A 21,545-nucleotide genomic window follows, 5' to 3' on the forward strand; every position below is an offset into this window, starting at 1 on the left:
GCTACCGATTCCCTTCTGCTGCCGGGCACGCCTTCGAAAGCGTGCAGAACTTGCAATGATCACCAGCGAGCGCCAAGGCACGCGGGCCAGACGTCGCACGTGCTACCTGCTCCACACGACGCTCCCAGTCAGCCAACTTGTCTTCCGTGAGCTTTGACTGTTCTCGACTAGTGATAATGGTCTTATTGTGTGACTTTCGCGGAAATACCAGGTATGCCCCTGATTGTTCAATGCCTTCGCCGTTGTCCACAGCAAGCCCATCTCCGCTTTCAACGAGCTTCCCCTTCGACAACGCCAGCTGATATGTAGCTAGCTGTGCATGTTCTTCTACGTCTTTACCGGAGGGCGCTGTCTTACCGGTTTTAATATCGACGATTTGAACTGCACCATCAGCGTCTTCAATCAATCGGTCGATTCGTCCGACAATCACGATGTCATCGTTGATGGTGACTTTTACCGGAACCTCGGTCCCGATATCTTTCTTAGTCTCAATCCACCGCTGCCAATCCTCCAGCGCTGTCAACCAGGTGTCTTCCTCAGTACGCTTACGCCACTCCGGATCATCGGACAGGTCACCAAAAACACGCCGGATTTCGGACTGCGCCTCAGGTACAGTCACTCCCTTGGCTACGGCTTCTACCGCCTGATGAAGTAGAGAGCCTAAATACATGGCCGATGTCGGTGCTGATTTATCCAGCATGGCCTTCAGCGGGCAACTCAGGGCTGCTTCCACCTTGGAAGGGTTGATTCTCATCGGCTTCTTGTCATTTACCGGCTTCGAGGTCGACGGTGCACGGAGCCCCCACCAGGTGTCTGGATGTGCGCCAGCAACCTCAACCTGCGCCAATCGCGCGAGTTGACGTGCAGCTTGTCGACGCCGCGTCTCAGTCTCCGCATCGTCTACAACGGCTGCACGCAGTTCTGCCAGCAGTGACTCCACAGAGAGCACCCGTGGCAGGCCTTCACCGGCCCATTTGGATTCTTCTGCCTCTGCAACATCCGGACTGCCGGTGTTTGCTTCATTAGCCGTAGCCCCGACTCCGTTCGCAGCCGAAGAGGCTTCCGACTGCTTCGCCAGCTCCGTCCCCGAATTACCGAGCTTTTCAACGAGCTCGATAACAAACGGACTGGGAACTCCAACATCATCAGGAGAATCGACTGCGGTCAGCAGTACCCTGTCGCTAGCCCGTGATACCGCGACGTGCAGCAAACGACGTTCCTCCGCTAGCGCATCCGCCATGGAATTGATGTACTCCCGCGGTGCAATCCCGTGGTCGACGAGACCGATGAACTCGTTCTGCTTCATCACCGAGCCAGTTACACCGAGGCTGGGCCACTGGCCTTCCTGTACTCCGACAACTGCTACTGCCTTCCACTGCCTGCCCAGAGCCGCATGCGCTGAGAGAATGCGCACGGCGTCGCGCTCTACCCCGCTACGGTCACGTGCGCCGATGGGCAGCTCCTGTTCTTCCACAGAAGCGATAAAACCGTCAACCGTCAGCTTTGGATTCAGCTCCACACGGTCACCAGCAAAGTCGAACAGTGCCATCACAGCATCCAGGTCGCGGTCAGCCGATGCTCCAGCTGTACCGCCGCGCAACGATGCCGCCACCAGATGGTCTGCCAAACCAGTGGACTGCCAAATTGCCCACAAAGTTGCTTCCACACCATCACGCAACGCTTCACGCGCTGCGCTCAATAGATCCAGCGGCACCTGCAGCGCCTGACGTTCACGCTGCGACAGAGACTCAATAAGTTCCAGCTGCTCTGTTGTGAGTCCATCTGCTTTCAAGATTCCGATGAGCTGAGTCATCGCGGCCCCGCCGAACAGGTCGGCCTTTCGGATTCCGCGCAGCAGACGCTCTTTGACAATCGGATCCATGTTGACCAGTGGGCCGGAGAGGAACTCGTCCCACTCCACGTCATCGAGCTGGTTCATAGTTGCCCGCAACGCCACCATCAGCGCTCGCACCAATCGCTGATGACTTAGCACGATGTCCGTTGGGTCAATCTGCACAGGCACACCCGCACGCGACAATGCACGGAACAGAGAGGACTCCCCTGCACCGGACCGGACAATGACCGCCATATCCTTCCATGCCACCCCCTCGTCAATATGAAGGCGCCGGAAGTAGTCCGCGACTGTGGCTCGCTGTGCACGTTCAGAGGGATGAATAGCTATTTTTACTGCACTTTTCGCTGCGTACGAGTTTTCCGCTGCGACGGTCTCACTGTTGTTTCCAACGTCGGATTCACTAGCTTCTTGTGTTCCAACTGAACCAACAATGCCGCGGTATGCAGGAGCCTTAGGCAAGCGCTGAGAAACTGCGTTGACTAAATCCGCGATATCAGCGTTACAGCGGTAAGACTGCTGCAAGTGGATTGCCTTGTACTCGACCTCACCAATCCCCCGGAGATAGTCATTATTAGCACCGCGGAAGTGAAATACCGATTGATCTTCATCACCAGTAATGACGGCCACCGCCGCCTGCGACACAAACCGATCCACAAGACGCGCAGCCTCCGGCGATAGGTGTTCAGCATCATCGACCAGCACCACCGACTTTCCCCACCGAGCCAGTGCTTGCGCGTCTGTATCCAGCTCCATCAATGCCGCAGAGACAATCTCTGCAGCGTTCAAGCTGGGCTCCCACGCCAACCGCATAGTCTGCTGATACTCCGCCATAAACTTGCCAGCCGCACACCACGACTCAATGCCATAGTCCACGCCGAGCTGCTGAAGCCTCGGGGCATCAATCCCCCGCTCAGCTGCACGCAGCAGAAAGTCACGAACCGCACGGGAAAAACCGACTAATGGAAGAGCCGGGCGCAACCGCTCTGGCCAATACGCACCACCATCTTCCGCATGACCAGCCAAAAGCTGCCGCACGACAGCATCTTGGCGTGCACCAGTGGTCAACGATGGTTCAGGCTCTCCCCGACTGACGGCGGCATCACGTACTACTGCATAGGCAAGTGAATGCACGGCACGCACCATGCCACCTTGACCTGCCCCGAACGAACCGCCTTCCCCCAGTTCAGAGGAAAAACGCCTGTCAATATTCCGCCTCAATTCCGCGGCGGCCTCTTTTGACTGTGACACCACCAAAATGCTGTCCGCCGGAATGCCCGAGTGTATGTAGTCCACCGCGAGATCTGCCAGCAGCGAACTCTTGCCAGTCCCTGGGCCGCCTAAAACGCGCACAACAGGCTGGTTTACAAGCTTGTTCGCTACCACGAGCGCCCGATTATGGGAAGGGAAAAGCGCCTCTACCGCAGTACCCAACCACTGCCGACGACGAGGCGGTTCCTCCTGGACGAACCGAACCTTCGGCATTCCATCTACGTTCATGTGCACCATTGTGGCACAACCTCCGGACAGACACTCGAACACCCATTCGAAATAGAGGTAAAAATACCCCCGCCCCAAAAACTCCCGTGAATACTGCCAGGCGTTACTTAGACACAAACGCGCGGACTAGCGAAGCCGCACGGAACAGGCCACGATACGCACCCGGCTGCGATTCTGGACTAACAGCGTGGACAAAAAGTCGATAGCACATCGCACGAACGAGCAACTGACCGAAATCCGGCAAATGATCGAAGCGTCGCAGTAGCTCTTCATCAGCACCCATCATGGACAGACAATCCACTGCCGCTAAGGCAGCTGTCCAACCACGGACACGCCATGCTGGCACGATATCGGTGAGAACGGGGGCGGCCGTGCCGTCGTAAAGCAGCGTGCCGACGAGGTCTGCGTGACAGACCTGCAGAAGCTCCGTTGGCACAACCATCTCTGCCCGCAACTGGAGAAGATCACCGGAGATTGTGAGAGCCTCGGCGCAATCGGCGCGGGGGACGCTATCCGCGTCGAGAAGCTGCTCGAGGATGCCGATTGGGTCAGATTCCCAAGCTGCGCGATTACACATGACAAAGTAATCGGGCTCCTTATCAAGGAGGAACTGTGGCCGTTCAATACTGGCAAGCGACTCTTCCACGCGACCAGCGGCAACAATGGTTTCATCGGCACGTGGCGCGAATCCCCCCGGAATGAAATGACGGGCTTGCCACCCAGCAATGACCAAGCGGCCGTCACTGGTACGCACGGATTTCGCTACTCGGACGCCATCGACATCTAGCGCGCTGCGAACCTTTGCAGACCACAGCGCCTGCGCCGAATTATGTACCGGCGAAAGGACAATGGAATCGTCGTAGACCCAGCCATTGTCCCAAGCTCGCCCGGCACGATGCGGCTCACCCTCGGCACCAAAGGCCTCCAAAACACGGTCGGGAGGAGTGGCAATCATAATCTGCTACTACCTTGCTTTCTGAGTCGGTGCGGCCGTATCGTCGTCCGCCCCAAATGGATACGGCCAGCCGTTGACAGAACACGTCTTGCCATCGGTCTGATAGACCTCGCTGCTGTCGATTTCATGCAGTTCATCGTTCGACACGCTCAGGGTCTGCTGCATCATGATTGGCGCGATACCGCCATCCCTCGGGCAGGGCTCGTGAACCGCGTACCCAAGTCCGTGCCCAACCTCGTGATTAATAAGGTATTGGCGATACAATCCCAGGTCCCCCTCAAAAGGCAGGGCACCTCGAACCCACCGGGCGATACTGACGACCACGCGCCCAGGCTCACCTTCCCGCTGCCCAGACAGGTAACAGGAGGTCTCCATTCCCAAGGTGTTTCCGCACAGCTGATGTGCGGTTCCAGTCGCGGAAAGCTGCACGACAATCGTCGGATCCTGATCGCGAGGCACTGCCTCGAAAGAAAAATCTGGATTAGCTGTCCAGCCACGTGGATCGGCCAGAATCGAGTTCACCGTCTCCGCAAAGGCGCGCTCGCCACCAATTGAAGGAACATCAATGTTGTCTTCAATTTCCACGGAATACCTGATCGCATTGCGGCGCCCCTCCCCGACACGGGGATGCGCCACGGTGACATCTTTAAAATTTCCCGAGGGTTCCGTGGCAAAGGCCGGACCAGGTGGCAACTGTCCTCCCTCGTAACCATCACCGTACCCCTCACCGGGCACCGGACCAGGGCGACTGTTACCACTCTGCGAGGTGACAGTGCCATTGCCGGAACCTGGAGAATCATCTTCAGCAGTGAAGATGTCGAAGAGAATGATGACTGTGAGCACCACAAGTACGGGGATGGCATAGGCTCGCCACCCCCAACTCCTTGCAATGCGTACGAGAAAGGGTTCTTGCGTCATTAGGCGAAGAAGCCAACCTTACGGTCTGCGTTATTACCGGTACGGACGTAGGCGACCTTGGCAGCATTAATCTGGTACTCCTGACCAGCGCCGTCACTGAGCTCAATCACACCTTCGCCAGCAGCCAGCTTCTGGGAGATCGCAGCCTTGACCTCCTCGCCACCAGCGACGTTTTCAATGCTCAGCTCACGCGTATTGTCTGCAAATCCAATAGTGATGTCCATAGGTGACATCATAACCATTCCCAAAGCGGCTAGGATTAGAGAGACCGATTAAGCCGTCGTGTCACGTGAGGTTACAAACAGCAAAGGAGTCGCCGTGGCAGAGTCCCAGTCCCCGACATTCGTCGAATTGGGGGTCGCCGCGGAAATCTGCGACGCACTCGCCGACGAAGGAATCAACCGCACATTTGCCATCCAGGAACTGACGCTGCCCTTGGCGCTCGACGGCACGGACATCATCGGCCAAGCCCGTACTGGCATGGGAAAAACCCTTGGGTTTGGTGTCCCCCTCATTGACCGCGTCTTTGATGACGCCCGCATTCCAGAACCGGATGGCACTGCCCGCGCAATCATCGTCGTTCCCACCCGTGAGCTGTGCGTGCAGGTCGGCGAGGACTTAGCCCGCGCTGCGCACTCAACCAATCTGCGTGTATGCACCATTTACGGTGGCCACCCCTATGAGGAACAGATTGAACAGCTAGACCGCGGCGTGGACATCATCGTCGGCACTCCGGGCCGTCTCATCGATCTTTACCAGCGCAATAATCTAGAGCTGTCAGGCGTAAAGATTTTGGTTCTCGACGAGGCCGACGAAATGCTCGACTTGGGTTTCCTGCCGGACATCGAGAAGATTCTGGCTGCGGTGCCGGATGAACGTCAGACCATGCTCTTCTCGGCAACAATGCCGGGCCCTATTCTGACTCTCGCACGTACCTTTATGAATCGCCCGGTGCACATCCGCGCTGAATCAGGCGAGGAAGAGGCCACAGTCCATGAGACCACTAAGCAGATTGTTTTCCAATCGCACCAAATGGATAAGGTTTCAGTCATTGCCCGCATCCTGCAAGCCAACGGTCGTGGTCGCACCATCATTTTTGCTCGTACAAAGCGTGGTGCCGCTTCCGTTGCTGAGCAGCTCGGCGAGCGGGGCTTCCTGGTCACCGCCGTCCACGGCGATATGGGCCAGCCTGCACGTGAGCGCTCACTGACGGCGTTCCGCAATGGCGACGTCGACGTCCTGGTCGCAACCGATGTCGCGGCTCGCGGTATCGACATCGACGATGTCACCCACGTCATCAACCACCAGGTGCCCGATGACGAAATGACTTATGTCCACCGCATCGGCCGTACCGGACGCGCGGGACACAGAGGTGTCGCCGTTACGCTCGTCGGCTGGGATGAGACCGCAAAGTGGAAGGCTATTTCAGATGCTCTCGACCTGGACATGGCCGAGATTCCGACGTGGTTTTCCACCTCCCCCGAGCTCGCCGAAGCTCTTGACATCCCCGAGGGAATCGATGAGAAGGTCGGGCCAGCCCGTCCGGTGTTGGGGTCCCGACCGCCTCGCGGGCGTGGCGGAAGAGGTCCGCGAAACAACCGCTCACAGCCTCACCATCGCAATCGCGGCCAAGGACGAAACTCACGGCGGGACGGCCACTCCAATTCTCATCGCCGCCGCTAAACTGCTGCGCGTGCCAACTCCCCCGCCTCACTTCTCTCCACGACCACTCGTCGACAGGACATTCCAACCGTGCTGCAGTCACCACAAGCCAACGCTGAGCCCACCACTGCAGAGACCCGACTGCGTCGAAATCGAATCGCATCAGTCATTCTCATCATCGCCGTAGTGCTAGTCATCGGTTGGACATGGGTCGCTTCCCCGGCCCGCAAGGTCGATCGCACTGAAACGACGGCTTCTGCCGGCTCGGCAATGCAAGCCCCGGCTGCGAACGATCCGGAGGCAATGCCACATACTCTCCGGCCGGTGTGGTCCACCGAATCGTCGGCAAGCACAAGCACGCACACCATCTCCCCGGCGCCACTGGTGATGGACAACTCCCTCATCGTTGCTGAGGACCGGGGCGTGCGTGCTATCTCGCTTAACGACGGCACGGAGCGATGGCACTATCGACGAGATATTCCGCTGTGTGCGCTCTCGGGCAGTGATGGCCAAGTTTTCGCGACTTTTCGCGGGGCAGCTGGCTGCGGTGAGACCGTTGCACTCAAACCCGATTCGGGGCAGTATGTCGCGACCCGAAAATCGATTGCGGCTGACAGCCTTGCCGCCGTGCGCTCGAATTCATACGCGGGTGTCTACGACTCTGGATTCCTGGAGCTGTGGCGTTCTGACTTGGTCCGAGTAGTCGAGTACGGCAAGATTCCAGCATCCCCGGAACCGAAGATGCAGCCACATCCAGAGTGTTCGATTATCAGTGCGCTCACACGCGTGGAGCTGCTGGCCGTTGTAAACAATTGCGATGGTCACGGACGCCTGGTCATGCAGGTGGCAAATCCGGAGGAATCGCGGAAACCAGAGGTCAAGAGCGATATTGACCTTGGTCCAGTAACTGCAGATATGTCGCTGGTATCGATTGGCCAGGACACGGCAGCGGTACTAACAGACAATCGCATTCGCGTTTTTCGTATGGACGGCACGATGCTAACTGAATTGGCGCTGGGTGAGACTACCCTGCGTCCAGCACCGGCTGAAGCTAACTCCGACGGCGATGCCCCGCGTGCGCCTTTTACAACGGATCTCCCCCATCACATGACGTGGTGGTCGCCACGTGGATTACTTGGCTTCCGTCCGAGCACCCTGGCACCGGATTTCGAGTTTCCTGAGGCCACAGGGACCCCAGCTCCATGGGGTGAGCATGTTTTCATGCCAGTCGCTGACGGAGTCGCGGTATTGAATGCCTCAACTCTCGAAATTATCGGCACACTCCCGTTGCCTGCAGCTGCGAAGTCCACTCATGCAAATGATGCGGACAAGCCGGAACTGCCCGTGCGTCTTGCAGTTGTCGGTGACACGCTACTGGTTCAGCGCGGTGAGTCAGTCGACGCGTTCGTCATCGAAATTTAAAAAGAGCGGGCAGCCCAGTCAATCGCCTTCGGACTAAACATACAGACCAGCGCCGCAATTGAAGCTGCCGCCGTCGGCAGAGCCAGCAGAAAAGCGCTCGAGCGGAACATGTAATAGGCCACACCCAGCAAGCAGAGGTTGAGCATAATAATCGGCCCGCGCCCCCAACGGGCGCCACGCAGCAACATAATCGCACCAGCGAGAACAGAGCCAAAAATGAGAAGGAACCACAGCGCGGTACCCCAACCGGAAATGACCGCGACCTCGTCGCGGTACCCCATCAAATCACGAATCAGAAGGAAGACTCCGTAGCCCAGACCGAGGGTACATTCGGCGACACCGATCCACGCACCGACCACGACAACCTGAGGTGCGGCCATCGGCCCGTCAGTTACCGCAAGCTGGTCAGTAGTACGCGATTTGGACGCATTGCTGCTGTTTTTCTGGTTACTCACGCCCTACATGTTAGCCCGGTGAGAACCGATGAATACACTCTGGAGGCAAGTCGACCAATGCACCCATCACAGGTCTATTCATGCACTACTCTTGGTGCCTGTGCGTGCGTTGCTAATCTCCAATCCGAATTCGACCAGTAACTCTGCTCGACGCATGCCCAGCATTGTGCGGGCGCTTCGCTCAGTCGATGGGATCCGCTTGACATCCATGTTCACCGCTTACCCCGGCCATGCTGAGGAAATGGTCGCGGGAATAACGGTTCGCGATTACGACGTCATTATTTCCCTCGGCGGCGACGGAACCATTAACGAGATTGTCAATGGGCTCATGTACTCCAACCCATTCTCCGCACTGCCTGCCACTGACCTGCCTGCCATCGCAACAATTCCCACAGGCAGCGCCAACGTCTTGGCAGGTGCGTTGGGCATTCCCCGCGACCCCGTAGATGCCGCGTGGTACATCGCAAGCCTGCTGCGCTCCCGAACCCGCAGCGCTATTAGCGTTGGACATGCAGCAGAGCGATGCTTCGTCGTCAATGCCGGTATCGGCATCGATGCGGAAGTCATTTCCACCATGGAACAGCTCCGACATAACGGCACCCGCGCCAAAGCCGTGCGCTATTTGCCGGCAATTTTCACCGCATGGAACGAGTTGCGCAAAAGCCCGCCACAAATCACCGCAACTATCGACGGCAAGGAATTTGGCCGCGATCTCGCAATGGCTGTGGTGTCCAACTCCAATCCATGGACATTCCTCGGCGACCTCCCCATCGTCACCAACCCCACTGTGTCACTGCGCAGGGGCCTGGGGTTTTATGGCTTCACTTCTTTAAAGGGAGTGACGGGGCTTGTCGCCGCAGCCAATTTGGCCGGTTTCTTCACCCGACTGCGCTCCCCCTTCCACATAGAAGCCCGCGAACGACGCGTTGACAACGCTCAGCACATCCAGCTCACCGCTACTGCTCCACTTCGTCTCCAATTGGACGGCGAGTACATCAATCAGCGCGATTCCCTCAACATCCGCGTTAAGCAAGGCGCAATCAATTTTGTGGCGCGTGCCGACGATTACACCGAGGACCAGTTCACCAAGAAGGTCGCTACCCGCCCCGTGGACGAGCGCTTGCTCGTTGTGGTGACCAAAAAGGCCATGGATCGCACACGCCGCCTGTTCAGTACAAGCCAAAAGACCGAGGCAAACCCGGCTTAAGCTGTAACTGTTTACTGACAAGCCAACAAAAACGCGCCATACACCCTCACTACTGCAATTACCAAAACTAAAATCACCCCCACAAGGGGCTAGTTTTGACCTGGCGTTTTAACCAAAACTTCACTTTTCTGTGAGGTTTGGCACTTTTATTCATTTTGCTCTTTACGAACCGCTCCAGTCGTGAAAACATGTAAACCGTCAGCGAGACAGGCACGCAGTTCACTGGATGTGCAACTATGCAAGTCTCGCCTTTTTAGGCGCAAACTCTTTGGTGAGTCCCCACTACCTTTCACGTCGCATAGGTGATGCAACAGGTAGCCCCTCCCAAGATGCCTAATACCCCTGGGCAACCGGGAATGAACCCCAACCCTCGTTGAGATACGGCGATTTGTCGTGTCTGACGAAATCCATTTCCGGAGCTGCCTTCCCGCAAGGAAATTTAACCCTGCCCTCACCCGGGGCTCGTAATGTTTTAGGAGTTTGTCATGGATTGGCGTCACAAGGCCGTTTGTCGTGAAGAGGATCCGGAGCTGTTCTTCCCAGTCGGTAACTCCGGCCCGGCTCTCGCCCAGATTGCTAAGGCCAAGGTCGTTTGCAACCGCTGCCCCGTTACCGCTCAGTGCCTGGCTTGGGCACTTGAGACCGGCCAGGATGCAGGTGTCTGGGGCGGCATGAGCGAGGACGAGCGTCGCGCACTGAAGCGCCGTCGCAACCGCGGCCGCACTCGTCGCACTCGCACCAGCACCGCAGTCTAATTAAAAGACTTACCCCTTACCGTGTAATCTATACCGGTTGATACCTGTTTAACCCGATAGAAAGAGAGCCCAGCTATGAGCAAGCGTGGCCGTAAGCGCAAGGACCGCCGTAAGAACAAGGCTAACCACGGCAAGCGTCCGAACAGCTAAGTTGCCCTTAGTTACAGCAGCCTTAGCCATCACTGGCTAAGACATCTCACTCCACCCCGACACAACTCGGTATTGCATCGAAGGACGAGGTGGAGTTTTTGTGTCTCCAATGGAGAGCTCAACGGGTAGCAGGTCTGAAACTGACTAGGTTTATGACACGTGAATTGAATTCACCCGCGGTTTTTTGTCATAAACCTAGTCACTTTCTGCACCTTTTCGATACCTCTTCGATACCCCATCCTCGCTTTTCAGGATTAACCATCCGCCAGATCACTACCAGCGAGTTTGGAGCCCAAACCCCACCGGGAGTAACGTCTAAAAATAGAGCTTTTACAGGAGCTCCAGCTAGGTTGCTCGAAAGTAATGGGGCTATAGCTCAGTTGGTAGAGCGTCGCGTTCGCAATGCGAAGGTCAGGGGTTCGATTCCCCTTAGCTCCACAAATAATTCCACAAAAATATCCCAGGCCACATCTCCATGACCTGGGATTTTCCGTATTTCGCACTACCGCATTACGAAACATCGCATTAAGCATCAAAGGAATACACGCCAAAACCTAGCCGCCAGCAACTACCTGCGGTACTCCACCCGCGTATAGGACACGCGTATGCGGGTGGTAATGCGCTGGCGGAGGTCCTCAGGGGCAGGTTGCTGGCAGCACCGGCGCAGCAGCCGTCGGATAGCTTGCTCGGAACCGAACTCTTCTAAGCACTGAGGGCATTTGTGAATGTGTTCCTCGAGAAAGCGGCGCTCCTCCGAATCACACTCGCCATCCAAAAATGCGTGTAGGCGCGAGTGGACATCCTGACAGAAAGCATCTTCACAGGCGTGCCCGCGCTCTGGCGTCTGCTCCATATCTTGGCTCGACTCTCGGCTCATCGCGGAGAATCTCCCTTCTCTTCTTTCAAGAATCCACGTTCCACGGCTACGTTGTGCAACGCGTCTCGGAGCTGTTTTCTTCCACGGTGGAGCCGACTCATCACAGTTCCGATGGGTGTGCCCATGATTTCGGCGATTTCCTTGTAGGGCAATCCCTCGACATCGGCGTAGTAGACCACCATCCGGTAATCCTCTTTGAGACTCATCAAAGCGTCACGAATTTCCTCGTCAGGAAGCTTTTCCAGCGCTTCAACCTCAGCAGAGCGCAGCCCTATCGAAGTGTGCGACGCGGTTTCCGCGATCTGTGAATCGGTGATGTCATCGGTGGCGTACTCGGCAGGACGACGCTGCGCCTTGCGGTAGTTGTTGATGTACGCATTCGTCAGAATGCGGTAGAGCCATGCTTTCAGATTCGTGCCCGGCTTGTAGGAGCGGAAGCCCTGAAAAGCCTTTATATAGGTCTCCTGCACCAGGTCTTCGGCATCGGCGGGGTTGCGTGTCATCCGCAGCGCCGCTCCATAGAGCTGATCCAAAAGCGGCATGGCATCACGCTCAAAGCGCTGCGCAAGCTCCTCATCCGACTCATCAGTCCGGATGGCCGATGTTCCTGTCTGATCACCTGACATGCTACCTATCCTAAAACATCCGCACCCACGAGTCGGCAGACCCCCGTCACCAGGCATTTCGTAGCGTAATTGCGCTGATGTGCAACGATGGGAAATTATGTCGAAGAAGTCCGCCAAAAAATCCGCTGCCGCCACCCCGGCCATCGCCTTCTGTCATAACGCCGGAATCGACTTCCACGTTCACCAATTCCCCCACGGCAGCGACAACTTCGGCGAAGAGGCCGCCTCTTGGCTGCTAGAGCACCTCGGCATCGAGCCCGAACGCATCTTCAAAACTCTCATTATCGAGCTATCCGGCAAACGCACTGGGCTGGCCATCGCCGTCGTTCCCGCCACCGGAATGCTCAACCTCAAGGCCGCCGCCGCGGCTATCGGGGCTTCCAAGGCCACGATGGCCGACCCCCATGACGCGTCACTTGCCACCGGCTACATTCCCGGCGGCATCTCCCCGCTTGGCGGTCGCCGCAAGCTCCCCACCGTCATTGATGAGACAGCCACTCTCTCCGACACTGTGTTCGTCTCCGGTGGTCGCCGCGGGTGGGACATCGAACTGTCACCCGCTGATTTGGTTTCGCTTTGCGACGCCACGGTCGCCGACATCGCCCGCTAATCCTGCGGCTACTCCTGCAACCTCCCCGCTGATACGGCCTTAAAACAGCTCCTCGTTGTGGCCGGGTACCGCGCCATCGGGCTCATCCAACAGGTGCGGCCCTTCATTCGCAACATTGCCGACGGCGCGGTTGACCGGTCGGATGGTCAGTTTGTCCACCACCTCGGCGCTGGTCACGCCAACATCTCCGTTTGCTGCCCAGGCCGAGAGATCCAGCCAATCGCTGACTTCGTCGTCGGCAAGCACGCGCGGCATACGATGATGCAGATCCGCGAGCTGTCCCACGGCGTCGGTGGTGAGAATTGTGGCGGAGACTATATCTCCCCAGCGTGCCCACAGACCCGCGACGGTGAAAAGCGGTGCATCATCACCGAAGCTGACGAAGTAGGGCTGGCGATTTTTCCATTCATACCAACCGTTCATGGGGATTGCGCAGGGAAGGCCGTCCCGGAAAGTCGGTTTGGACTGCCAGGTTTCCGCACGGGCGTTGAAGAAAGGTGTCGTTGGCACTTCGCGGGCCCACTGCGGAATTAAACCCCAGCGCACGGCGGCTGCAATGGTTCCTGTGCGGCCGGGATGCTCGCGGGCAAGAGCAACTATTGGCATGGTCGGGCCGATGTTGTAGCGGGAGGTGGGCAACGGGCCGTCGGCACGCACGGGCGCCAAACCGGGAATTTCAGCCGTGGTGCTGAGCAGCTTTTCGGCGACTGCGAAATTGACGAAACGACCACACATACCAACTGATTGTGCCGATGACTCCCCCTCTAGTCGAGGTATGGAGTGAAAGTGTTCCATAATTGGTTGTGTGTGTTCCCAAAATCAGAATTGGTCCGCCCCTACTGTAAGTGTCGACGGTGCCGAATCCGGTCGACAGCCTTTTAGCGCCACGGTGCAGATTGCCGGCTCGAAGTCGATTACGAACCGTGCTCTTGTCATCGCGGCGCTATCTTCGACCCCATCGGTTATCCATGGTGCTCTGCGCTCTCGCGATACCGATCTTATGATTCGCGCACTGCAGGCCTTGGGAACTGACATCAGTGCCGACTCGACATATTCGGGTGCCCCGAACCACACGCTCCGTGTCACTCCACGCATGCTCCGCGGTGGTGTCGTGGAATGTGGCCTTGCAGGTACGGTTATGCGCTTCGTGCCGCCTATCGCAGCTCTTGCGCAGGGGTCGGTGTTCTTCGAGGGCGACGTAGAGGCCAAGGCTCGCCCGATGTCGGCCGTGCTGGATGCCCTGCGCGGCCTCGGTGTGAACATCACTGGAAATGGGCTTCCTTTCACGGTCAATCCACAGGGTCCGAACCAGGGCAACCGCCTCGGTGACTCGGTCCAAGAGCAAGATCTGCCGGACATCGGCGGCGAAGTGGAAATTGACGCTTCGGCCTCAAGCCAGTTCGTCTCTGGCCTGTTGCTGTCAGCGCCGCGCTATGGCCGTGGCCTCGTACTTCACCCGACCGGTGAGATTCCATCCCGCCCGCACATTGACATGACCCTGGACATGCTTCGCGAGGCCGGTGTGCAGATCGAGGAGACCACGGCCGACGCACCTGAGGGATCACGCACAACGTTCACCATTCGCCCCACCGAAATGATGGGTCGTACTTGGCAAATCGAGCCCGACCTGTCCAACGCTGCCGCCTTCCTGGCCGCTGCGGCTGTCACTGGTGGCAGCGTCACCGTGCCCGACTGGCCAGAGCACACCACGCAGCCGGGCAACCGCATCCGCGAGATCCTCACCGCTATGGGCGCTACTGTGACGTTCAACCGTCACGAGGGCGGCCGCACCAGCCTCACCGTCGTGGGTCCAAAGCCGTCGGAGCTGCGCGGAATCACGATGGACATGTCCGAGATTGGCGAGCTGACCCCAACGGTCGCTGCCATCGCCACCCTGGCCACCACCCGCACCGAGCTGACGGGTATTGCACACTTGCGCGGTCACGAAACCAACCGTCTTGCCGCGCTCACCACGGAAATCAACCGCCTCGGCGGTCGCGCTACGGAGCTTGACGACGGCATTGCGATTGACCCCGTTCCGCTCCACGGTGGCCTCTGGCACAGCTACGCCGACCATCGAATGGCCACCGCTGGTGCCATTGTTGGCCTGCGCACGGAGGACGTGGAAGTCGAAAACATCAGTACCACCGCTAAGACCATGCCTGGATTCGACCTGCGCTGGCTGGAGATGCTCGGACTGGCCTCCCCCAGCCCTAGCTCGTTGGAAAAGTCGGTCGACACTCGACTTGATGGCATGGAGAACGGAACCGAGGCAGGGAAATAACAGTGGCGGCACGCAGGCGTGGACGGCAATGGGACGAGTCCGATGTACGCATCCGCCCCGGTAGAGGGTCTCGGCCACGGACGAAGGATCGCCCCAGCCACGCCGATGCCCACTGGGGCATGGTGGTGACCAAGGATCGTGGTCGTTGGGGTGTAGTCCTCGATAACAACGCTGATGTTGCAGTGACATGCATGCGTGCCCGCGAGCTCGGCCGCACCAATATCGTTGTCGGTGACCGTGTCGGTGTCGTCGGCGATGTCAGCGGCCGTGAGGGCACACTGGCCCGCATCGTCAAGCTGGCAGAGCGCAGCACGGTTTTGCGTCGCACCGCCGATGACAATGACCCGTATGAGCGCATTGTCGTGGCCAATGCCAGCCTGCTGCTCATTGTGTGTGCAGTCGCCGATCCTGAACCCCGCACCGGTTTTGTCGAACGCGCGCTGGTCGCGGCCTACGCCGGCGGTGTCCGTCCCGTGCTCTGTCTGACTAAGTCTGATCTGGCTGACCCAGAGGAATTTGCCGGGGAGTTTTCCGCACTCGGAGTGGATGTCGTTGTCTGCGGTATTAACGATAACTTGGCTCCTTTGTCAGAGCTCATCGATGTTCCAGGACGAGTGACAGCTTTGGTTGGGCATTCCGGTGTTGGGAAATCAACCCTCGTCAACCGGATTGTTCCCGAAGCCAACCGTGAGACCGGCGAAGTCAGTGGTGTGGGTAAGGGCCGCCATACCTCCACGCAGTCGGTGGCGCTGATGTTGCCGTCGGAAAGCGAAAACAGCGCGCCCTCGTGGATCATTGATACCCCGGGCATTCGTTCCTTTGGCCTGGCTCATGTGACACCGGAGACGCTACTGGCGGCGTTTCCAGATATCCAGGCGGCAACAGATGAATGCCCACGTGGTTGCACCCATTTGGGACCACCCGCGGATCCAGAGTGCGCCCTGGACAAGTTGGAGGGAGTTCAGCACCGTCGAGCGATGGCAGTGCGTCGTCTATTGATCGCTATCAGCGACAACGAGGACTGGGAGCTGGACATTGAAAGAGACTAGCCACACCAATTCTGCGGAGTCGTCCTCTGAAGCCTCGGCAAGTGCTGAGTCGAACAAAGAGGACTCCGGTCTCTACCCCGCTCCCGGCAGCTGGATTCGACTGTGCATCTACACACTTATCGTGGGTCTTGCGACGGGGCTCGGAGCAGCCGGGCTCGCGCTGATTATGCACGGAATCGAGTACGCGGTCTACGGGCAGCACGAGGGTGACGTAGCGGTCGTGACCGATGGCACCACCGGCCTACAGCGCTTTGTCGGGATCGTGTTGGCGGGGCTGATTGCAGGACCAATGTGGGCTGCTTTGCGCACAAAGGCGAAGCCCATTGAAAGCGTTGAGGCGGGCATGCACGGCCGTCTCATGCCTGTGTGGTCGACTCTTGTCAATGTGTTTTTACAGATGGCGACCGTAGCCGCAGGTGCATCCATGGGACGCGAGAATGCCCCGCGTGAGCTAGGTGCAATGGTGGCCTCGCAGATGTCGCATCGACTACGCATCGATCCGCTACACCGCCGTATTCTGGTCGCAGCAGCGGCCGGTTCCGGCCTGGGGGCGATTTATCACATCCCGCTGGCCGGAGCGGTTTTCTCGTTGGAGATTCTGCTGGGCTCACTGAGCATTACCGCGGTGATGGTGGTACTGGCGTGTTCAGCCATTGCCACGGTGACGTCGGGCATCGTGGTCGGCAGTAGCCCGCTCTACAGCCCAATCAATCTCTCAGACGGCTGGGGCAACCTCGGTGCGGCACTGCTCCTCGGCGTTATCTGCGGCGCCATTGGCTACGCATTTCGCATTCTCAGCTCGCGGGTGTTAGACAAGGCACCGACTGGCTGGCATTCTGCCTGGGCCATCCCCCTCGCGTTCACGCTAGTTGGTGTGATCTCGCTATGGATTCCAGAAGTATTGGGCAACGGCCGCATCGCTGCGACCACAGTTCTCATGGATCGCCCACTGCTGGGGTTTGCGGTCATGCTGCTGATCGCGAAAACTGTCGCGGTTCTAGTTACTTTTCGTTCGGGTGCCGTCGGTGGTCTGTTAACTCCCGGCTTTGCCCTTGGCGCGCTCAGCGGTTTCATCATCGGCTGCTTCGTACAACCATTGATGCCCTCAATTCCGCTGAGCGACTTTGCAATTCTCGGCGCGGCGGCCTTCCTGTCGGCGTCCATGGCAGCTCCACTTTTCGCACTGATCGTGACCGTGGAGTTTACCGGCCAGAATTCCTCGGCTTACTTAGCGCTCTTCCTCGCTGGTGCAACTGCGACACTAACTGTGACCATAATTCGCGCCTGGCTACGGCTCCCCCACAAACAATCAATGCCATGGAACCGCGAACCGGCAGCCGCAGCTGCAGTCCGCAAGCGGGTCGAGGGCTAACCGCGCCCAGCAGTGTGCGTTGAGCGACCTGTATAGGCTCGGACAATTTCCCGGACGCCTGGGCGAAGACGGCGGAGCATTCGCAGGCCCGTCGCTAAGCCCTTGCGTTGCGGGGAACTGGACTGGAGCTCCGCTTCAACCTGCGGATACTTCTTGAACGCCGCCTCCGAACGCACCTCTGGGGCGTTGTCCGGGTCAGCGACTAAGAAGCGATCCGGCAGCGACAACTTTAGTAGTGTGCGCTGGACCTGGAAGAACTGCTTCGGGAACGACCCCGTGTTGTATGGCAGGTCGTATTCTCGGCAAATCTGCTGAACCTGCTTCGAAATCTGCGCGAGCCTGTTGGATGGCATGTCTGGGAAGAGGTGGTGCTCAATCTGGTAATTCAGATTTCCCGAGAGCACCGACAACGCCAGCCCACCGTGGAAGTTCGCCGAGCCCAGCATTTGGCGCAAATACCACTCACTCTTGTCCTCGGTGTTGTACTGCTCCTTGGTGAAAGTCTCGGCATCATCCGGGAAGTGTCCGCAGAAGATGACAGCGTAGGCCCACAGATTACGGGCGAGGTTGGCCATCATATTCGCAAATGCCACTTCGCGGTAACGCGGACCCGCCATCGCCGGGAAGAGAACGTAGTCCTTGATCACCTGGCGCCCCGACTTGTTGAGAACCTCCATGAGCTGCGGCCGGGCCTCATCCCAGGATTTCTTGCCTGCAAACACACGCCCGAGCTCAACGTCGTAGAAAGCCACTGCCCATTGAAAAAGGCTGGCCAAGACCACGTTTGTCACCGGCTGCAACAGCGTCGATGGCTTCCAACGGCGGTCACGAGTCACCCGGAGAATGCCGTATCCCACATCGTTGTCCATACCTAACACGTTGGTGTACTTGTGGTGGACAAAGTTGTGGGAGTGCTTCCACCCGCTCGATGGGCAGGAATTGTCCCACTCCCAGGTGGCCGAGTGAATCTCGGGGTCATTCATCCAGTCCCACTGACCGTGCATGGTGTTGTGGCCGATTTCGAGGTTTTCCAAAATCTTTGCCAGCCCCAGCGCTGAGATGCCCGCCCATTTGAAACCCCAGTGTGCGGTGTTCTTCCACGACCTCGGCAGCAGCCCCAATTTGTTCAGGGCCATGCCTGCGGTCGGTACCATCAGCAGACCTCGACCAGTCACCTCAAGGGTGCGTTGAATGCGGATGAGCGTGCGGATGTAGCGAGCATCCTTCTGCCCCAGCGAATCGCGGTGTTGCTTTTCGATTTCCGCAAACCGACGCCCAATCTCTGCGACGTCTTCTTCGCTCAAGTGCGCATACGATGCGATATCGGAAATTGCCATGGGAAGGGTCCCAACTCCTTTAGGTAGTTTCTCCTGGTTAATGCAGGTTGAGATAGATGTGGGGCGAACTTACAGTTCGATACGCGCGTGCCCCGCCGGCGCACAGACGCACGTTCGGACCCGCTCGCCCGCCACAAACGTCGCACCGGTGCGGATGTCCCGCGCTGCGCCGTCGGAGAGTTGCTGCACGCAGGTCGCACAAATTCCCATCCGACAGCCGTACGGCAGGTCGACCCCGACGCGCTCGGCCGCCTCCAGGATGGTGGTTGCACCGTCTACGTCGACATCTCCTCGGCTGCCGAAACTCACCGTGCCACCGGCCTCCTCCGCCGCCGAGCGGTCAACGGTGAAACGTTCCGTCCGCAGCTCGGGGAACTCCGACTCAAGGCTTTTCAGCAGTTCAACCGGACCACAGGCATAGGCGCTTGCCGACGATGCCAGCGCTCCAAAGTCAGCAATGATGTCGGTAACCGCAGCAGCGTCAATCCGCGGCTGCGTCTCCGTATTCCAGGCATGCAGGCGATACTTCAACGCGCTAATAGCGCTGCGCTGTTCCAGCTCCCGGAGTTCGTTGACAAACACAGCTTCTGCCTCGCCGCGGTAGGAGTGAATGTGTTCGACTTCCACTGATGCATTGCGAGCTGAAAGATCACGCAGCATGGAAATCACAGGAGTTACGCCGGAGCCTGCGGTAACAAACGCAATACGGGCTGGGAGTGGCTCCGGAAGATGGAAATCCCCAGCCGGGGCAGCCAGGCGGACGACAGTACCCGGTTTTACATTGGCGACGAGATGTTGGGACACGTAGCCGTCGTTGAGTGCACGAATGTTGATAGTCAGCAGCCCATCATGAGGCCGCGGTGCATTTGTCAGTGAGTAGGAACGCCACAGGTATTTCCCCTTGACCTCTACGCCGAGTCCAATGAACTGACCTGACTTGAAGTCTGTTGGCATCCCCCAACCCGGACGGATTATCAACTCTGCTGAAGTAGGAGATGTGGGATTAATGGCCTCAATCTGACCGCGCAGCTCGCGACTTGACCACAGCGGATTTAGCAACTGCGTGTAGTCATCGGGCAAAAGTGGCGTGGATAAATGCTTGAATACCCGGGAAACTTTGGTCTTAAGTCCCATTCTTGACCCTCCTGACTGTCACGGGAGAACAAGTAATAACACTGTTCATCAGCGGGCAATCCCCGCCCAATCCATTATTACGTGCCCGTAGGTTACTTAGACGTAGACTACGGAGTGGTAAGTTATTGGTCAAGAGAAGCAAATGATTTTGACACAAATAGCGAAATTGTCATTACCCCCGCTTTCCTGCGAAGCGCCCCCTTTGACATGGAGCTTATCCACACAAAACAATCCCGCCTTATATACCCCCGCAGAAAAAACTTGTGCCATACAAAAAGGGACTGGGTTCCAAACCCAGTCCCCTTCTTCAACACCAAGCACGCGCTACTACAGGAAGTCGACCACCATGCCGAGCTCAGCTACGTCATACCACGCCAGCGGAATCTCCAGCGCATCGCCGACAGTGAGCTCCGCATCCTCGTCACCGAGATCTGCCTTATCGACGGCTTCAATTGCAGCCTCAACCTTGCTTTCCGCCTCTTCCACATCAATGTGGAGCGCTGCAACGTCGGCAAGCGAAATTGGGCCGCCGACCTTAACCACAGCATCGCCCATATCCGACTGCGGTTCCGCCTCCACATCGACGGAAATGACTACTCGGCGGTGCGGGAACTTCTCTTCTGCAGCATCGAGCAGACGGAGCGACGCACGCGCAGCCTCATCAAAGGCCACATCTGCCAGTTCCTCATCATCGCCCTCAGTAAAGAAATCGCGCAGCGCCTCAGTGACAGCAAAGCCCCAACCACCGCGGGCGTGGAAGAGCTCATCCTCCTTCAGCGCCTCAAGCATGGAGAAAGTCGCTGGGATATAGACACGCATTAGAACTCGCCCTCGAGCCCCAGTAGACCGGCAATCTCGACCACTGCGCGGTCGAACTGCTGATAGAAGACTCCCACCATGCCGTTAGAGACGGCAGCATGGATGTTCTCAATCGAATCATCCACCAACACACAGTCCCGTGCCGGCAGTTCAATAGCCGCAGCAGCTGCATTAAAAGCCTCTGCCGAAGGCTTCTCATGGCCAATTTCACCAGAGAGCACAACTGCGTCTACCAGGCCCTCATCTTCGAGCTTGCGAATCGGATCCGCTGATGGGCCACCTGGGTCATTCGACAGGACTGCCAGGCCAACACCATTTGCACGCGCCTCTACCAGCAAATTACGCCAACGTGCCTGGTCTTCATCCGTACCGTCGAGGACACCACAGTAATCGATAATCATTCCGCGCATGGCCTGTAGTTTATCGCATGACCTGCACGTTTGCCTTTTTTCCAGTTCAGCGTGTTAATTGGCTGTTCGTTACGCCAATTTATAGACGACCAGAACGGCTTTGACGGAAACCTATAGGGCTATTAACAGCGAGACACTCAGCCCACTTCGC

At 57.9% G+C, this 21,545-nt stretch carries 21 protein-coding genes and 1 tRNA gene; 10 read left to right on the top strand and 12 right to left on the bottom strand.

All coding sequences use genetic code 11. The features are described 5' to 3' along the window. Position 1: 1 nt before the first annotated feature. The 4 genes from HMPREF2860_RS05425 to HMPREF2860_RS05440 form a co-directional block, all read right to left on the bottom strand. Positions 2-3,352, bottom strand: coding sequence for an ATP-dependent helicase (locus tag HMPREF2860_RS05425; protein WP_235191231.1), 3,351 nt, complete (start codon positions 3,350-3,352; stop codon positions 2-4). A gap of 103 nt (positions 3,353-3,455) precedes the next feature. Continuing rightward, complete coding sequence (locus HMPREF2860_RS05430; protein WP_038627955.1) at positions 3,456-4,307, bottom strand: TIGR02569 family protein; 852 nt, start codon at positions 4,305-4,307, stop codon at positions 3,456-3,458. Between the two features lie 9 nt (positions 4,308-4,316). After that, positions 4,317-5,225 (bottom strand): DUF3152 domain-containing protein, encoded by a 909-nt coding sequence (locus HMPREF2860_RS05435; RefSeq protein WP_038627952.1) that lies wholly within the window; start codon positions 5,223-5,225, stop codon positions 4,317-4,319. Continuing rightward, positions 5,225-5,449 carry a DUF3107 domain-containing protein gene (locus tag HMPREF2860_RS05440; protein ID WP_224786647.1) on the bottom strand — a complete coding sequence of 75 codons (225 nt, stop codon included), beginning with the start codon at positions 5,447-5,449 and terminating at the stop codon, positions 5,225-5,227. Before HMPREF2860_RS05440 ends, HMPREF2860_RS05435 begins: the two co-directional genes overlap by 1 nt. A 94-nt stretch (positions 5,450-5,543) precedes the next feature. On the opposite strand from HMPREF2860_RS05440, the gene HMPREF2860_RS05445 reads away from it, so the two are divergent. Further along, positions 5,544-6,908, top strand: coding sequence for a DEAD/DEAH box helicase (locus HMPREF2860_RS05445; RefSeq protein WP_038627946.1), 1,365 nt, complete (start codon positions 5,544-5,546; stop codon positions 6,906-6,908). Between the two features lie 69 nt (positions 6,909-6,977). After that, positions 6,978-8,309: an Rv3212 family protein gene (locus HMPREF2860_RS05450; RefSeq protein ID WP_038627943.1), complete on the top strand. Its 1,332-nt coding sequence runs from the start codon at positions 6,978-6,980 to the stop codon at positions 8,307-8,309. Here the strand turns inward: HMPREF2860_RS05450 and HMPREF2860_RS05455 are convergent. Next, the gene (locus HMPREF2860_RS05455) at positions 8,306-8,764 is read right to left on the bottom strand and encodes a hypothetical protein (protein WP_224786648.1); all 459 of its coding nucleotides are present in this window, start codon (positions 8,762-8,764) and stop codon (positions 8,306-8,308) included. The two genes, HMPREF2860_RS05450 and HMPREF2860_RS05455, sit on opposite strands and share 4 nt — an antisense overlap. A 100-nt stretch (positions 8,765-8,864) precedes the next feature. Here HMPREF2860_RS05455 and HMPREF2860_RS05460 point away from each other — a divergent pair, with 100 nt between their 5' ends. From HMPREF2860_RS05460 to HMPREF2860_RS05470, 4 genes are all read left to right on the top strand, one after another. Continuing rightward, entirely contained in the window at positions 8,865-9,971 is a 1,107-nt protein-coding gene (locus tag HMPREF2860_RS05460; RefSeq protein ID WP_224786649.1) for a diacylglycerol/lipid kinase family protein, read from the top strand. Between the two features lie 485 nt (positions 9,972-10,456). Further along, a complete protein-coding gene (locus HMPREF2860_RS05465) occupies positions 10,457-10,726 on the top strand; it encodes a WhiB family transcriptional regulator (protein ID WP_005511107.1) in 270 nt (89 codons plus the stop codon). A gap of 75 nt (positions 10,727-10,801) precedes the next feature. Beyond that, a complete protein-coding gene (locus HMPREF2860_RS11395; RefSeq protein ID WP_014300525.1) occupies positions 10,802-10,876 on the top strand; it encodes a 50S ribosomal protein bL37 in 75 nt (24 codons plus the stop codon). A gap of 365 nt (positions 10,877-11,241) precedes the next feature. After that, positions 11,242-11,314, top strand: a tRNA-Ala gene (locus tag HMPREF2860_RS05470). A 130-nt stretch (positions 11,315-11,444) separates the two neighbouring features. On the opposite strand, the gene rsrA is transcribed toward HMPREF2860_RS05470, so the two are convergent. After that, positions 11,445-11,753, bottom strand: a complete 309-nt coding sequence (gene rsrA, locus HMPREF2860_RS11400; protein WP_016422222.1) for a mycothiol system anti-sigma-R factor — start codon at positions 11,751-11,753, stop codon at positions 11,445-11,447. After that, complete coding sequence (locus HMPREF2860_RS05480) at positions 11,750-12,379, bottom strand: sigma-70 family RNA polymerase sigma factor (RefSeq protein ID WP_016422221.1); 630 nt, start codon at positions 12,377-12,379, stop codon at positions 11,750-11,752. The genes rsrA and HMPREF2860_RS05480 overlap by 4 nt, the downstream gene beginning before the upstream one ends. Positions 12,380-12,476: 97 nt before the next feature. Between HMPREF2860_RS05480 and ybaK the strand changes: the two genes are divergently transcribed. Further along, a complete protein-coding gene (gene ybaK, locus HMPREF2860_RS05485) occupies positions 12,477-12,989 on the top strand; it encodes a Cys-tRNA(Pro) deacylase (RefSeq protein ID WP_070628647.1) in 513 nt (170 codons plus the stop codon). A gap of 39 nt (positions 12,990-13,028) precedes the next feature. Here ybaK and HMPREF2860_RS05490 read toward each other — a convergent pair whose 3' ends face one another. After that, complete coding sequence (locus HMPREF2860_RS05490) at positions 13,029-13,724, bottom strand: SOS response-associated peptidase (protein WP_038627934.1); 696 nt, start codon at positions 13,722-13,724, stop codon at positions 13,029-13,031. 70 nt (positions 13,725-13,794) lie between these two features. Between HMPREF2860_RS05490 and aroA the strand changes: the two genes are divergently transcribed. The 3 genes from aroA to HMPREF2860_RS05505 are packed head-to-tail and all read left to right on the top strand — an operon-like array spanning position 13,795 to position 17,694. Continuing rightward, entirely contained in the window at positions 13,795-15,273 is a 1,479-nt protein-coding gene (aroA, locus tag HMPREF2860_RS05495) for a 3-phosphoshikimate 1-carboxyvinyltransferase (RefSeq protein WP_080972919.1), read from the top strand. A gap of 2 nt (positions 15,274-15,275) precedes the next feature. Continuing rightward, positions 15,276-16,322, top strand: coding sequence for a ribosome small subunit-dependent GTPase A (gene rsgA, locus HMPREF2860_RS05500; RefSeq protein ID WP_038627929.1), 1,047 nt, complete (start codon positions 15,276-15,278; stop codon positions 16,320-16,322). Then, positions 16,309-17,694, top strand: coding sequence for a chloride channel protein (locus tag HMPREF2860_RS05505; RefSeq protein WP_038627927.1), 1,386 nt, complete (start codon positions 16,309-16,311; stop codon positions 17,692-17,694). The genes rsgA and HMPREF2860_RS05505 overlap by 14 nt, the downstream gene beginning before the upstream one ends. Here the strand turns inward: HMPREF2860_RS05505 and HMPREF2860_RS05510 are convergent. The 4 genes from HMPREF2860_RS05510 to HMPREF2860_RS05525 form a co-directional block, all read right to left on the bottom strand. After that, positions 17,691-19,031 carry a fatty acid desaturase family protein gene (locus tag HMPREF2860_RS05510; RefSeq protein ID WP_038627925.1) on the bottom strand — a complete coding sequence of 447 codons (1,341 nt, stop codon included), beginning with the start codon at positions 19,029-19,031 and terminating at the stop codon, positions 17,691-17,693. The two genes, HMPREF2860_RS05505 and HMPREF2860_RS05510, sit on opposite strands and share 4 nt — an antisense overlap. Positions 19,032-19,100: 69 nt before the next feature. Then, positions 19,101-20,165 carry a flavin reductase family protein gene (locus tag HMPREF2860_RS05515; RefSeq protein WP_038627922.1) on the bottom strand — a complete coding sequence of 355 codons (1,065 nt, stop codon included), beginning with the start codon at positions 20,163-20,165 and terminating at the stop codon, positions 19,101-19,103. A 327-nt stretch (positions 20,166-20,492) separates the two neighbouring features. Then, positions 20,493-20,984, bottom strand: coding sequence for a DUF6912 family protein (locus tag HMPREF2860_RS05520; RefSeq protein WP_038627920.1), 492 nt, complete (start codon positions 20,982-20,984; stop codon positions 20,493-20,495). After that, positions 20,984-21,394 (bottom strand): HAD-IA family hydrolase, encoded by a 411-nt coding sequence (locus HMPREF2860_RS05525; RefSeq protein ID WP_038627918.1) that lies wholly within the window; start codon positions 21,392-21,394, stop codon positions 20,984-20,986. The genes HMPREF2860_RS05520 and HMPREF2860_RS05525 overlap by 1 nt, the downstream gene beginning before the upstream one ends. Positions 21,395-21,545: the final 151 nt, after the last annotated feature.

The organism is Corynebacterium sp. HMSC064E10, from assembly GCF_001812505.1.
Taxonomy (GTDB): domain Bacteria; phylum Actinomycetota; class Actinomycetes; order Mycobacteriales; family Mycobacteriaceae; genus Corynebacterium; species Corynebacterium amycolatum.

Excerpts from the sequence above, each read along its gene's own strand:
- HMPREF2860_RS05490 (WP_038627934.1), bottom strand. The coding sequence starts at position 13,724 with ATGTGTGGTCGTTTCGTCAATTTCGCAGTCGCCGAAAAGCTGCTCAGC.
- HMPREF2860_RS05480 (WP_016422221.1), bottom strand. The coding sequence starts at position 12,379 with ATGTCAGGTGATCAGACAGGAACATCGGCCATCCGGACTGATGAGTCG.
- HMPREF2860_RS05465 (WP_005511107.1), top strand. The coding sequence starts at position 10,457 with ATGGATTGGCGTCACAAGGCCGTTTGTCGTGAAGAGGATCCGGAGCTG.
- rsrA (WP_016422222.1), bottom strand. The coding sequence starts at position 11,753 with ATGAGCCGAGAGTCGAGCCAAGATATGGAGCAGACGCCAGAGCGCGGG.
- HMPREF2860_RS05510 (WP_038627925.1), bottom strand. The coding sequence starts at position 19,031 with ATGGCAATTTCCGATATCGCATCGTATGCGCACTTGAGCGAAGAAGAC.
- HMPREF2860_RS05435 (WP_038627952.1), bottom strand. The coding sequence starts at position 5,225 with ATGACGCAAGAACCCTTTCTCGTACGCATTGCAAGGAGTTGGGGGTGG.
- HMPREF2860_RS05515 (WP_038627922.1), bottom strand. The coding sequence starts at position 20,165 with ATGGGACTTAAGACCAAAGTTTCCCGGGTATTCAAGCATTTATCCACG.
- HMPREF2860_RS05430 (WP_038627955.1), bottom strand. The coding sequence starts at position 4,307 with ATGATTGCCACTCCTCCCGACCGTGTTTTGGAGGCCTTTGGTGCCGAG.
- HMPREF2860_RS05525 (WP_038627918.1), bottom strand. The coding sequence starts at position 21,394 with ATGCGCGGAATGATTATCGATTACTGTGGTGTCCTCGACGGTACGGAT.
- HMPREF2860_RS05425 (WP_235191231.1), bottom strand. The coding sequence starts at position 3,352 with ATGAACGTAGATGGAATGCCGAAGGTTCGGTTCGTCCAGGAGGAACCG.
- HMPREF2860_RS05520 (WP_038627920.1), bottom strand. The coding sequence starts at position 20,984 with ATGCGTGTCTATATCCCAGCGACTTTCTCCATGCTTGAGGCGCTGAAG.
- ybaK (WP_070628647.1), top strand. The coding sequence starts at position 12,477 with ATGTCGAAGAAGTCCGCCAAAAAATCCGCTGCCGCCACCCCGGCCATC.
- HMPREF2860_RS05440 (WP_224786647.1), bottom strand. The coding sequence starts at position 5,449 with ATGGACATCACTATTGGATTTGCAGACAATACGCGTGAGCTGAGCATT.